Genomic DNA, 12,781 nt, shown 5'->3' on the forward strand with positions numbered 1-12,781 from the left:
CTGCAATTAAAGCATGCCGCGCAAAATCGCACAGCAAATTGCGCAAATGGCATGCTTCAAATCAGAATATGAAGCCGATTTGGGTCAGGTCGAGATGGCGACGCGGATGGCGGCGCGCAACTCTTCCATTCCAAGGCCCTTCTCGGACGAGGTCGCAAGGACTTCCGGAAAGGCTGCAGGCCGCTTCTTGATCTTTTCCAGCGTCTCGGAAATCAGCCGGGGAACCGCCGGGTCCTTGATCTTGTCGGTCTTGGTGAGGATGACCTGATAGGACACGGCTGCCTTGTCGAGCAGGTCGAGCACATCGTCGTCGTTCTTCTTGATGCCATGACGGCTGTCGATCAGCACGTAGACACGCTTCAGCGTCGAGCGGCCGCGCAGATAGTCGAAGACCAGCTTGGTCCAGGCATCGACATGCTCCTTCGGCGCCTGCGCATAGCCGTAGCCGGGCATATCGACGAGCGCCATCGGCGGCAGGTCGCCAGGCTGGCCGGAATAGCCGTCCGGAACGAAGTAGTTGAGCTCCTGGGTGCGGCCCGGCGTGTTCGACGTACGGGCAAGACCCTTCTGCCCGACCAGCCCATTGATCAGCGACGACTTGCCGACATTGGAGCGGCCGGCAAAGGCAATCTCCAGCGGACCTTCCGGCGGCAGGAACTTCATCGACGGCACGCCACGGATAAATACCCATGGCCGCCCGAAAAGGGGCTTGTCGTCCTGCTGCGTGGCGTCTGTCATGGTGTCTGTCCTTGGCTTTTGTTCAGGACTTCAAGGTTTTGTGCCGCCATGTCAAGAAAACTCGCGATTTTCGCGAATTTGCTTAAATGGCAACGCGCCGCTGACGCCACATCTCGACGCTGAGATAGGAAAGCAGGGCAACCAGCACTACCGTTCCGCCAAGTATAGTGTTGAGGTTGGGGATCTCGCCATGGATTAACGCGACCCAGAGCGGCGCCAGGATCGTCTCGGCGGTGCCGAGAAGGGCTGCGAGTGCCGACGGGATAAGCCGGGCGCCGGTGACGAAGAATGCGAGGCCGAGGCCGAAGTTGAGAGCACCGAATGTCGCGAGAATGCCGAGTTCCGGCAGCGTGACGCTGAAGCCCGATGCCATGATGGCTGAGACCGTACCGGCAACGATGGTGCCGAAACAGGCGGCCGGCGTCATGCGCACATGCGCGTAGCGGCGGGTGATGATGGTGGCGAGCGCGAAGACGAAGGCGATCAGGACGGCCAGCGCATCGCCGATTGGCGAGACCGCCCCGCCGATGGAATCCGACACCATGATCGCGACACCGCCGATCACGGCAGCGATGGCAAGCCAGGTGAGGAGGGACACACGTTCGCGAAAGACGATCCAGCTGATCAGCGCAGCAATCAGCGGCACGCCGGCCTGGATGAGAACGATATTGGCGACGGTGGTATAGGCGAGCGCCAGGATGAACGAGGTCGAGGCGATGGCAAAACACAGGCCGACCGCGATGCCCGGCAGGCCCATGTTGCGAAACAGCGCGACGGTGCCGCGTGGCCCGCCGCGCAAAAGCATGAAGCCGATGAGGAAGACGGCGGCGAAGAACGAGCGCCAGAACACGATGGTCCAGCCATCCTCGATCGACAGGAAGCGCGCCAGCGTGCCGCCAAAACTCCAGACGATGGCGGAGCCGAGCACCAGTGTGGCGCCCTGGGTGGCACTGTGTTGGCCGGTGGTTACGGACTGCTGCAGGGTTGAGGGCTGCGACATGACGGGAATCCGGTTGCGGTATCCTAATGTAGAATCGAACAGTCTTGCGTGCGCCGGTATCCGCGACAGGGTGTTGTCGCAAACATTCTCCGCATGTGCCCGCTGCTATCGATCCTCGACCGCAGCGGCTTCCGGTTCGGGCTTGATAACGGCAAGCACCACGCCGCCGATGGCGATGATTGCCGCGCCTGCCAGCACGCCGGTGGTTGGGATTTCGTTGAAAAACAGGAAGCCGATGACTGCGGCAAAGACCAGCCACGCATAATCGACCGGGCCGACGATCGCCAGCGAGGCAAGCCGGTATCCGCGCACGACACAATATTGCGCTGCCACCGCGATGGGGCCGAGCAGCAGAAACGGCGCCATGGCGGACAACGACGCATGCTTCCAGGTCAGTATCGCCGGAAGAGCTAGGAAGAGGATGCCGAAGCCGTTGACATAGAGCAGCACCGTCAGCGGCCGGTCGGCATGCGACAGGACACGGATCATCAGGCCCTCGATGGCGAGCAGGGCAGCGCCCAGAACGGCAATGCCCGCGGGCATCAGATAGGCGGGTTCGAACTGGGTGAAGGCGCCGCGTGAGATCATGATGAAACCGGCGCCGGCGAAACTCAGCGTAATGCCGACCATATGCTGCTTGGTCACGGTCTCCTTGAGGACGAGAACGGCGAGCGGAATGATGAAAACCACATAGAGAAGACCGAGTGCCGTTGCATCGACAATCGGCATCGCCGCCGAGGAATAGATCAGCGCGAAACCACCGGAGACACCGAACGCGGCGCGCATGGCATGCGAAAACGGCCGGGCGCTGCGATAGACGCGCAAGCTGTCCCGTTTGCAGGCAACCACGCAAAGTAGTGTCGCAAAACCGCTGATGTACCGCAGGAACTGGATTTGCAGCACGGACATGCTGTCGCCACCGAATTTCCCCGAGGCGAAGATCAAGGAAAATAACGCCGTGCCGAGCACGACCCAGATCATGGCTTCGGCATTCGAGTTCAACAGACTTTTCCGCAAGGCCATAACTTTCAATGGTTTCAATCGAAACTCTTGCCAAATCGGCGCACCGCATTGCAAATTCGATTTTTGAACCCTGAATGAGTATTTTCGATGCAGAACAAGCGCAGTGTCTCGCTGAATGCCGTGCGGGTTTTTGTCCTGACAGCGCGTCATCTCAGTATCGTGCAGGCCGCCGGAGAAATCGGCGTCACCCCGAGCGCCGTCAGTCATCAGCTCAAGAAGCTGGAGGGCGAACTGGGCGTGGCGCTGTTCAAGCGGAGCCACAATTTCCTCGAGTTGACGGATGCGGGACGCCGATTCCACGATGATGCCGCCGCAGCGATTGCTGCGATCGACCGGTCGGCCGAAGCGCTCAGCCGCGATCAGAATGAAATTGTCGTTCGTGTATCGATCTCGCTCGCCGTTCGCTGGCTGATTCCGGCGCTGGAACGGTTCAAGGCGCTCAATCCAGCCGCCCGTGTTCGTGTCGAGACGAAAACCGGTTCCAGTATCTCTCTGGGCTCCGGCGATCTGGCGATTTCCTATCATCGTGCTGGCACAAACCCCGCCGACGGAGAATGGCTTGCCGCCGATATGAGCCGTCCGGTCGCATCGCCAGCGCTTCTGGCTGCGGTCGGGTATGGGGAGACAGGTGATCTCGGCAAGGTTCCAGCCCTGCAATGTGCGGTGGACAATTGGGACTGGGCGCTGTGGACGCGCACGCTTGGCCTCGAGCGCAGCGCCATACAGATCCAGCATGTGTTCGACACCGACGATGCCGCCTTGCACGCGGCGACTGCGGGGCTTGGCATGGTGCTTGCGCCTGCGTTCCTGACGGAGCGTGAAATCCGGTCTGGCGGGCTGGTGGTCCTGCCTGGCTTCGGGCCGGTGGACCTCGGTCACTACCGGGTGGTCTTCCAGCGTCACGAAAACCGCATGACCCGGAAATTCCGCAAGTGGCTCGGCGAGGAAATGCAACGGATGATCTAGCTGTGAGCTAAGCTGGCCGAAACGCCAAGGGCGTGTTCTGGCCAAGAAAAAACCCCGGATCAGTCGACCCGGGGTTTGTGATTTTCGCCTCGATCCGGCCTATTTGGCCGGTTTCGGTTTCCGTGTGAACAATCCCTTGAGATTGTCGATCAGTTCGACCTTGGCGCCGTGGCGTTTCATGATGAACGCCTGCTGCGTGATCGACAGCGTGTTGTTCCAGGCCCAGTAGATCACCAGACCGGCCGGGAAGCTGGCCAGCATAAAGGTGAAGACCAGCGGCATCCACGTGAACAGCATCGCCTGGGTCGGATCCGGTGGCGTCGGGTTCATGCGCATCTGCAGGAACATGGTGATGCCCATGATCAGCGGCCAGACGCCGATAACCAGCGCATGCGGTACGTCGTAAGGCAGCAGGCCGAACAGGTTGAACAGCGAGGTCGGATCCGGCGCCGAAAGGTCCTGGATCCAGCCGAAGAATGGTGCATGGCGCATTTCGATGGTGACGTAGATCACCTTGTAGAGCGCGAAGAACACCGGAATCTGCAACAGGATCGGCCAGCAACCGGCGATCGGGTTGATCTTTTCTTCCTTGTAGAGGGCCATCATGCCCTGCTGCAACGCCATGCGGTCGTCGCCGTGCTTCTTCTTCAGTTCCTCCATCTTCGGCTGAACTTTCTTCATGTTCGCCATGGAAGCGTATTGCTTGCTGGCAAGCGGGAAGAACAGCAGCTTGACGACGATGGTGGTCAGAAGGATCGCAACGCCGAAATTGCCAAAATAACGGAAGAAGAAGTCCATCAGTTTGAACATCGGCTTGGTGATGAAGTAGAACCAGCCCCAGTCGATCAGGAGGTCAAACTGCGGGATCGAGTAGGACTTCTCGTAGCCGTCAACCAGCGGGACCTGCTTGGCACCGGCAAAAACCAGCGTCTTCAGGTCTGTGGACTGGCCGGGCGCAATCGTTACGGCATCCTGCTTGTAATCAGCCTGGAAGCGCGGGCGGCCATCGGTGAAGTGTTCGTACTTGGATTCGTAGGCCAGGTTCTGCGGCGGCACGATGGTGGCGGCCCAGTACTTATCGGTAATGCCGAGCCAGCCGGTCGTTGCCTTCTCGTGCTTGGCAGGAACGTCGTTTTCCACCTTGCTATAGGCAACTTCGTTCAGGCCATGCTCGCCGATGACACCGATGAAGCCTTCGTGCAGAACGTAGACGCTCGGGGTGGTCGGCTTGTTGAAGCGGGTGACGCGGCCATAGTTGGACAGTGATACCGGAGCGCCGCTGCCATTGGTGATCGTGTCGGCGACCTGGAACATGAAATGTTCGTCAATCGAGATCGTGCGGGTGAAAACCACGCCTTTCTCGTTGGTGTAGGTCAGCACGACAGGCGTTGCGGTTGTCAGCTTGTCGCCGCTCTTGACCGTCCAGACCGTGGTTGGGCCAGGAACGGTGCCTGATGCCTCGTTACCGATATAGCCGAGTTCAGTAAAGTAGCCGTCCGGCGTGTCGGAGGGGCTGAACAGGGTGATCAACGGGCTCTTGTCGTCGACGGTCTCGTGGTATTCCTTGAGCTTCAGGTCGTCGAAGCGTGCGCCGGTGAGGTTGATCGAGCCAATCAGCGCTGCCGTGTCGATGGAAACACGGGCGGATTTGGCGATCGCCTGGTCACGGGTTTCAACAGCACCTGGGACAGCACCCTGGGCCGGTTGGGCCTGGCCCGGAACGGCAGGCGTACCGGCCGGCTGGTTCTGCTGGGTGATCTTCTGATGGGCTTCCGCCGCAATCCGTTCTTTCTCTATCTTCGGATTCACATAGAGAAATTGCCAGGCAATCAGGATGAGCACTGATAGCCCGATCGCCACGAAGTAGTTGCGGTTTTTTTCCATCATTCTTTCCTGGAGCCGGCCGGTGGCCGTGAATATTTTTGCTTGCTTTCGATCCGCTCGCAGAGGGTCTTGCCGATCCGCTCGAAGGGCGCGTTCAAAAGGTCGCGTCTGGCGACAATCACATAGTCAAGTCCGGGCTTCATTGCAAATCCGGCGGAAAGTCGCACCGCTTCTTTCAGACGCCGGCGCATCCGGTTGCGTTCGACGGCATTGCCATGCTTCTTGGTGACGGTGAAACCGACGCGTGGCGCGGTGTCAGGCTCGTTGCGATCAAGAACTTCCAGAAGAAACAACGGCCCCTTCCGCTGCTCTCCCTTGCGCACGGCAAGAAACTGCGGCCGGCTTTTCAGCCGCCCGGCAGTTGATTTAGGCTTGGGTGATGTCATTCGCCCGCGCTCCTTCCGGAAACAGGAGCATCCATCGCCCAGACGGACGTTTGCAGGATGCTCCGGCACCATGAAGCCGCGCATGCAGGTTTCGCGAAGGTAAGTGCGCGAAGACGCGGCACGCGTCAGACGGCCTTAAGCCGACAGACGCTTACGGCCACGTGCCCGGCGGGCAACGATAACCTTGCGGCCACCCTTTGTGGCGATACGTGCACGGAAGCCGTGACGGCGCTTGCGAACAAGCTTAGACGGTTGATAGGTACGCTTCGTCATTTATTTTAATACCGCGGTGTGCGGCCCTTCTTGGGTTTGCTTCTTAGCAAGGGAGCGTTACGTTCCGGACACGGCGTTGCACAGGGCAAGGGGACTTGTCCGGACGTGGGCGGCTTATAAGAGCAAAGGGCCGCGAAAGTCAATTGCCGGGGCTGAAAAGCTGGGATCGACGCCGGTTGCGCCGTTCCAGCGTGCCAATAGCGGTGGTGCGTATCATTTGTGTCTTTCAACTTAAGATTGAAAGTTAGTGCATTATAATGTAATTGATTAAACAAAGCCCTAAGACCCAATTGCTAGAATTGTTCATCTCCGCAAGAGTCTTCATTAACCATCGCTGTCCTAGTGTCATCCCTGACGCAAGAACCCGTAAGCTGTGCCTTTCATGGCCTGTTGGCGGTCCCAGGGAGACACGTACATGAAAATTCGAGGCAAGATCTATCTCATCGTCGGCTTGATGAGTCTGATCGCAGTGGCTGTGACCGGCATGGCACTGACCGTGATTACACAATACAATGCAAGGCTCGTCCAGTTCGACAACGCCTCGGATCGCGCGCTGAACGGCGAGCATCTCAATCGTCTGGTAACAGCCGTCGTCATGGAAGCGCGCGGTATATACGCAGCGCCGACGGTGGAAAAATCAAAGCCCTTCGCTGAAGGCCTGGTGAAGAACCTCGACAAGATCGACACTCTTCTCGCTGAGTGGAAACCACTCGTTCCTGCAGAGGAAGTTGTCGCCTTCGATGCGGTCGTCAAGCGCGCCGCCGAATTCCGCACGTTCCGCACGGAAACAGCCCGCCTCAGCCAGGAAGTCTCGCCGCAGGCTGCCAACGAACAGGGCAACAACGACCTCAACCGCGCCAACCGCAAGGCTTTCCAGGCCGAGATCGACGCGATCGTCGATACCGACCGTGCAGCGCTGGATGCGATCCAGAACGAAGTCAACGCGATCGAAAGCCGGATGATCCTCATGGTGCTTTTGACGGCAGGCTTCGGTCTGGTCATCGGCGCGGGAACGGCTTTCTATATTGGCACCAAGCAGCTGAGCCAGCCGATCCTGCAGTTGACCGGCACGATGAAGCAGCTCGCCGACGGCGACCTCAACGCCAACGTGCCCTTTGCCGGACGCAAGGACGAAATCGGCGAGATGGCCGGTGCCGTCGAAGTGTTCAAGCGCAATGGTCTGGCCGTGCGCGAACTGAATGCCCAGGAAAGCGCGCTGCGCGAAAAGAGTGCCGATCTGCAGTCCAGCATTGCTGTCGTCGTTACAGCCGCTGCCGCTGGCGATTTTACCAAGCGGATCAGCAAGGATTACGGCAATGCCGACCTCAATCGCTTTGCTGCCAGCCTCAACGAGCTGGTTGATGGCGTCAACAGCGGCGTCAACGAGACCCGCCGGGTGATCGCCAGCCTGTCGGCCGGCGACCTGACGCAGAACATGCACGGCAATTTCCAGGGCGCCTTTGCCGAACTGCAGCAGAACGTCAACGACACGCTCTCCACCCTGCAGAATACCCTGCGTGAAGTGCGCACCACAACGGACTCGATCAACGGCAACTCGTCCGAACTCCGCTCGGCCGCCGACGATCTGTCCAAGCGCACCGAACAGCAGGCCGCCGCACTCGAAGAAACGTCCGCGGCACTTGAGCAGATCACCGCTGCCGTGCGCAACTCTACTGACCGCGCCCAGGAAGCGACCGTCATGGTCACCGAGGCCAAGCAGAGCGCAGCCCAGTCCGGCGAAGTCGTGCGCAAGGCCGTCGATGCCATGGGCCGGATCGAGCAGGCCTCCAGCGAGATCGGCCAGATCACCAACGTGATCGACGAGATCGCTTTCCAGACCAACCTTCTGGCGCTCAACGCCGGTGTCGAAGCGGCGCGCGCGGGTGACGCAGGCAAGGGCTTTGCCGTTGTTGCGCAGGAAGTCCGTGAGCTGGCCCAGCGTGCGGCAAGTGCCGCCAAGGACATCAAGGGCCTGATTGCCAAGTCCGGCTCCGAAGTCGCAACCGGCGTCAAGCTGGTGCAGGAGACCGGTCAGGTTCTCGGCCAGATCGAAACGCGGGTGTTGAGCATCAACGATCACATCCACTCGATCGCCACAGCTGCCCGCGAACAGTCGACCGGTCTTGGCGAAGTCAGCACCGCCGTCAACCAGATGGATCAGGTGACGCAGCAGAACGCCGCGATGGTCGAAGAAGCCAATGCTGCTACGCACAAGCTTTCGGCCGAAGCCGACAGCCTGGCGCGGTTGATCTCGCACTTCAAGCTGGATGACAGCGCGCCGTTGCGCGTGGTTGCTGCCCCGGTTCGCGAAAATACCCGCCCGGTCGCGTCGCCTGCCCGCAAGATGATGGGCACCGTCGCCCGCGCCTTTGGCGGTGGTTCGGCCAGTGCTGCTGTGTCGAAGGACAACTGGGAAGAATTCTGATCCTTCAGAGTGGATCGGACTTGAACAGCAATCCCGCAGCGATCCAATATCGCTGCGGGATTTTTGCGTTTCGATCACGGCGACGTTTTTGATCGCGATCATTAGTTATTGGTTCGAGCAGCCCTTTCCTTCTAATGCTGGGCAATGGAACACAACGAGCGCGAGAGGCAGCAGCTGACAGTGGAAGGCCGCCGGGAAACCACAGCAGCAGAGGGCGAACCGGCGGGGCAGCCGCTGGTGCTGCGCATGGCGCCGCTTCTCGTGCTGGCAGCAGGCCTTGCCGTTGCCTATGGGCTGGGGTGGCACCGCTACGTGACGCTCGGCTGGCTGGCGGATCAGCGCGAGATGCTGCTGGATATGGTGGAACGTTATCCGCTGCGGGCTGCATCGCTGTTTTTCATCGTCTATGCGGCCGTCGTGGCGCTGTCGGTGCCGGCGGCTTCGGTACTGACGATCTTTGCCGGCTTCCTGTTCGGCTGGCTGACGGGCGGGATCATCGTTGTCATTGCCGCCACCATCGGTTCCTGTCTTCTGTTTGCCGGGGCACGCACGGTATTCGGCGATATTCTCAGGCGGCGGGCCGGGCCGTTTCTCAACCGGTTTTCGGCCGGCTTCAGCCGCAATGCTTTCATTTATCTGCTGGTGCTGCGTCTTGCGCCAATGTTTCCATTTTTCATCGTCAACATCGCCCCCGCCTTCTTCGCCGTCAGCCTGCGGACCTTTGCGCTGGCCACCGTGGTCGGCATCATTCCCGGCACGTTCGTTTATACGTGGCTTGGCTGCGGCTTTGAGGAGGCCATCGGCGACGCAGTCGAACACGGCCGGTCGCTGCAACTGTCCGATTTCCTGACGCCAAAGCTGACCTTTGCCTTCATGGCGCTCGCCGTCATTGCCGCGTTGCCGCTTCTCGTGCAATTTGCTCGCGAAAAACGGCAGGCGGCGGGTGATCGTGGACAAGACTGACGGCGTGGCAACGGTTCTTTCCCCCGATATCTGCGTGATCGGCGCAGGCTCCGCCGGTCTTTCTGTTGCGGCAGGCGCCGCCGCCTTCGGCGTGCCGGTGGTGCTGATCGAGCGCGGACGGATGGGTGGCGAATGCCTGAACACCGGCTGCGTGCCCTCCAAGGCGCTGATCGCGGCAGCAAAGCATGCGCATGCGGTGCGCAAGGCGGCCGAGTTCGGGGTGATCGCCGGTGAACCGGTGATCGATTTCGAAAAGGTCCAGGCGCATGTCCGCTCGGTCATCGATGCGATTGCGCCCAATGATTCGGTCGAGCGCTTCACCGCCATGGGGGTGAAGGTCATTCGCGCCGATGCGCGGTTCACCGATCCGGACACGGTGGCCGCCGGCGGCTTTACCATCCGCGCCCGCCGTTTCGTCATCGCCACGGGATCCTCGCCAGTCATTCCGCCGATCCCCGGCCTTGCCGATATCGATTACCTCACCAACGAAACCCTGTTCGATCTCAAGAGCCTTCCACAGCATTTCGTCATCATCGGTGCCGGCCCCGTCGGATTGGAGATGGCACAGGCGCACCGGCGGCTGGGGGCAACGGTAACGGTCGTTGATGCGGGCAGGGCGCTGGCCAAGGAGGATCCCGAACTGGCGGGCATCGTCCTCGACCGGCTGCGCGGCGAGGGCATCGATATTTTCGAACATAGCCGGGTTCTATCTGTCGAGAGGACGGCAACGGGCCACCGCCTGCACTGCGAAACGCAGGCTGGGCCGGTCATCATCGACGGTAGCGCCTTGCTCGTTGCGACCGGAAAAAGGGGCAATTCGTCCGGGCTGGGTCTTGAGGACGCGGGTATTGCCGTGATGGCAACTGGCATCGCTGTCGATCGCAGCCTGCGCACGCAAAACCGGCGGGTCTACGCGATCGGCGATGTGGCGGGCGGGCTGCAATTCACCCATGCCGGCAATTATCACGCCTCACTGGTGCTGCGCGAAATTCTGTTCCGGCTGCCGGCCCGGGAAAACCGCGATATCGTTCCGCGTGCCACCTTTACCGATCCGGAAATCGCCTCTGTCGGGCTTGGAGAAGAAGAGGCGCGCGCCCGCCATGGCAAGGTCGAGGTCCTTCGCTGGTCCTATGCAGACAACGATCGTGCGCAAGCGGAACGCAGCACGGCAGGCCTGATCAAGATCATTATCGGCAAGCGTGGAAAGGTCCTTGGGGCTGGTATCGCCGGGGCCGGAGCGGCCGAAATGATCACCATGTGGTCCGTCCTCATTTCCAACGGTCAGGGGCTATCGCACGTGCGCAACGCCATAGTGCCCTATCCAACCATGACGGAGATTGGAAAACGTGCCGTCATCGCCTATTATACGCCCTTGACACGCACGCCGTTCGTCCGGGCCATCATCCGTTTGCTCAGACGTTTCGGCTGAGACGATGGAATTCTATGATATGACGGCAGAACTGACAGAAACCACAGCCCTTCAAAGGCAGCCGGTCCGCGCTGGTTTTTTTCGCGGCCTGTCCGGCAAGCTTCTGTTCTTGACCGTCATCTTCGTCATGCTGGCCGAAGTACTGATCTTTGTGCCGTCCGTTGCCAATATGCGTATCCGCTGGATGGAAGACAGGCTGAACACGGCCGCCGCCGCCGGCGTGGTGGTCGATGGCCTGCAGGACGTGCAGCTGTCGCGGCCGCTGCAGGAGGAAACCCTGATGGCGACCGGCACCAAGGCCATCGTTCTCAGGCGCAAGGACGAATCGCGGTTGATCGCGGCGGTGGACATGCCGCCTGAAATCGACGCGCAATATGACGTTGCCGCGATGACCCCCATCTCCGCCATCTGCGATGCCTTCGACACGCTGCTGTTCGGCGGTGACAAGATCATTCGTATCTATGGCCCTATCGGTGAAAGCGATGCGATCATCGAAGTTGTGATGGCGGATGCGAGCTTGCGCAAGGCGATGCTGGTCTATTCACGCAATGTCTTCTTCCTGTCGCTGGCCATTTCGCTGTTTACGGCGGCGCTGATCTTTCTGGCCATCAACCGGCTGATGATCGCGCCGATCCGCCGGATGACCACCAATATGCAGGAATTCGCCGCCGAGCCGTCCGATCCCGCCCGCGTACTGGAGCCGGCATCCGGCCGGGATGAACTCTCCATCGCCGGACAGCATCTGTCGGCCATGCAGCAACAACTGCAGAAGACGCTGAAGCAGCAGAAGAATCTGGCCGATCTCGGGCTTGCCGTTTCCAAGATCAATCACGACATGCGCAATATCCTTGCGTCGGCGCAGCTGATTTCCGACCGCCTTGCCGATGTCGACGATCCGATCGTCAAGCGCTTCGCCCCGACGCTGTTGCGCACCATCGACCGCGCCGTCGGTTATACAACCGAGGTGCTATCCTATGGCCGGACGACCGAGCCGGAACCGCATCGGCGGTTCGTCGAGCTTCGGCCGCTGGTCAGCGACGTCGGCGAAATGCTGGCGATCGACCCGAATGCCGGGATCGAGTTCCAGATCCAGATCCCCGACGGCCTGCAGGTCGATGCGGATAGCGAGCAGCTGTTTCGCGTCGTCCACAATATCTGCCGCAACGCGGTCCAGGCATTGATGAACGATCATGCCGACAGCGGGGCTGCGCGCCTGATCAGCGTTTCGGCGATGCGCACCGGCAGCGTCGTCAGCATCTCCGTCGATGATACCGGTCCTGGCATGCCGCCCAAAGCGCGCGAAAATCTGTTTGCCGCCTTCAGGGGCTCTGCGCGCTCCGGCGGCACCGGTCTCGGTCTTGCCATCGCCCGCGAACTGGTGCTCGCCCATGGCGGCACCATCGCGCTGGTGGAAAAGCCGACGCCGGGCACGCTGTTCAGAATCGAATTGCCTGACCGTCCTGTCCCGCTTGATGCTTTCCGCTCAAAAGCCAGACGCTGACCGCAGATTTTTTATATCGGGCGTCGACGCGCGTGAAACGGCGCTGTGAAAAGGCTTTGCGGCTGAAATCCATCCACAGTTTCAAGGATATAAGCGGGTAGTTTCATCAAAAAACAAATTTTCTGCCGAAATTCGCTTGCATTCCCCTGTTGGACGTTTTAGAGGATCGCCACGCAAGCGGTTAACGCCGCAG

The 12,781-nt window shown here is 60.3% G+C and carries 11 protein-coding genes; 5 read left to right on the forward strand and 6 right to left on the reverse strand.

Annotated features, from left to right (window positions below; genetic code table 11):
* Positions 1–84 precede the first annotated feature (84 nt).
* The 3 genes from yihA to ACQY8Q_RS14675 all read right to left on the reverse strand — a co-directional run bounded on the left by yihA (position 85) and on the right by ACQY8Q_RS14675 (position 2,740).
* A complete protein-coding gene (gene yihA, locus ACQY8Q_RS14665; RefSeq protein ID WP_428427240.1) occupies positions 85–738 on the reverse strand; it encodes a ribosome biogenesis GTP-binding protein YihA/YsxC in 654 nt (217 codons plus the stop codon).
* An 82-nt stretch (positions 739–820) separates the two neighbouring features.
* On the reverse strand, positions 821–1,738 hold the full coding sequence (locus ACQY8Q_RS14670) for a DMT family transporter (RefSeq protein WP_428427241.1): 918 nt from the start codon (positions 1,736–1,738) through the stop codon (positions 821–823).
* 105 nt (positions 1,739–1,843) lie between these two features.
* A complete protein-coding gene (locus ACQY8Q_RS14675) occupies positions 1,844–2,740 on the reverse strand; it encodes a DMT family transporter (RefSeq protein ID WP_428427242.1) in 897 nt (298 codons plus the stop codon).
* Between the two features lie 108 nt (positions 2,741–2,848).
* Here ACQY8Q_RS14675 and ACQY8Q_RS14680 point away from each other — a divergent pair, with 108 nt between their 5' ends.
* On the forward strand, positions 2,849–3,727 hold the full coding sequence (locus ACQY8Q_RS14680) for a LysR substrate-binding domain-containing protein (protein WP_428427243.1): 879 nt from the start codon (positions 2,849–2,851) through the stop codon (positions 3,725–3,727).
* Between the two features lie 99 nt (positions 3,728–3,826).
* Here the strand turns inward: ACQY8Q_RS14680 and yidC are convergent, their stop codons facing one another.
* The 3 genes from yidC to rpmH all read right to left on the reverse strand — a co-directional run bounded on the left by yidC (position 3,827) and on the right by rpmH (position 6,270).
* Positions 3,827–5,611, reverse strand: a complete 1,785-nt coding sequence (yidC, locus tag ACQY8Q_RS14685) for a membrane protein insertase YidC (protein WP_428427244.1) — start codon at positions 5,609–5,611, stop codon at positions 3,827–3,829.
* Complete coding sequence (gene rnpA, locus ACQY8Q_RS14690; protein WP_068951673.1) at positions 5,611–5,997, reverse strand: ribonuclease P protein component; 387 nt, start codon at positions 5,995–5,997, stop codon at positions 5,611–5,613. The genes yidC and rnpA overlap by 1 nt, the downstream gene beginning before the upstream one ends.
* Positions 5,998–6,132: 135 nt before the next feature.
* The gene (gene rpmH / locus ACQY8Q_RS14695) at positions 6,133–6,270 is read right to left on the reverse strand and encodes a 50S ribosomal protein L34 (protein WP_037104763.1); all 138 of its coding nucleotides are present in this window, start codon (positions 6,268–6,270) and stop codon (positions 6,133–6,135) included.
* Between the two features lie 415 nt (positions 6,271–6,685).
* Between rpmH and ACQY8Q_RS14700 the strand changes: the two genes are divergently transcribed.
* The 4 genes from ACQY8Q_RS14700 to ACQY8Q_RS14715 all read left to right on the forward strand — a co-directional run bounded on the left by ACQY8Q_RS14700 (position 6,686) and on the right by ACQY8Q_RS14715 (position 12,588).
* Entirely contained in the window at positions 6,686–8,695 is a 2,010-nt protein-coding gene (locus tag ACQY8Q_RS14700) for a methyl-accepting chemotaxis protein (protein ID WP_428427245.1), read from the forward strand.
* Between the two features lie 144 nt (positions 8,696–8,839).
* On the forward strand, positions 8,840–9,658 hold the full coding sequence (locus tag ACQY8Q_RS14705; protein ID WP_428427246.1) for a TVP38/TMEM64 family protein: 819 nt from the start codon (positions 8,840–8,842) through the stop codon (positions 9,656–9,658).
* 4 nt (positions 9,659–9,662) lie between these two features.
* On the forward strand, positions 9,663–11,087 hold the full coding sequence (locus tag ACQY8Q_RS14710; protein WP_428429789.1) for a dihydrolipoyl dehydrogenase family protein: 1,425 nt from the start codon (positions 9,663–9,665) through the stop codon (positions 11,085–11,087).
* 19 nt (positions 11,088–11,106) lie between these two features.
* Positions 11,107–12,588, forward strand: coding sequence for a sensor histidine kinase (locus ACQY8Q_RS14715; protein WP_428429790.1), 1,482 nt, complete (start codon positions 11,107–11,109; stop codon positions 12,586–12,588).
* Positions 12,589–12,781: the final 193 nt, after the last annotated feature.

This window comes from Pararhizobium sp., from assembly GCF_965279435.1.
Lineage (GTDB): Bacteria > Pseudomonadota > Alphaproteobacteria > Rhizobiales > Rhizobiaceae > Pararhizobium.